At 46.8% G+C, this 220-nt stretch carries 1 pseudogene; it reads left to right on the top strand.

The features are described from left to right. Positions 1 to 106: 106 nt before the first annotated feature. Positions 107 to 220: pseudogene (locus tag ABR397_RS24860) on the top strand (RHS repeat-associated core domain-containing protein); the annotation flags it as partial.

Genomic DNA, 220 nt, shown 5'->3' with positions numbered 1-220 from the left:
GTTGATATGTTCTTTAACAGGGCGGGAAAAAGTGGCGAAGAAAAAGGCTGCTAAATCAGGGGGAAAGGTCCGCTCAACTGTATGATGGCGTCGGGATAGTGCCTAAGACCCCATAGGGTTAGCGGGCGGATTGAACCTGTATCAGTATGCCCCCAATCCGATGACTTGGATTGACCCTTGGGGATTAAATAAAACACCAGCTCAATTACCAGATAAAATA

The sequence above is a fragment of the Photorhabdus viridis genome (assembly GCF_040256935.1).
GTDB classification, from domain to species: domain Bacteria; phylum Pseudomonadota; class Gammaproteobacteria; order Enterobacterales; family Enterobacteriaceae; genus Photorhabdus; species Photorhabdus viridis.
This window is presented reverse-complemented; position numbering and strand designations above follow the sequence as displayed.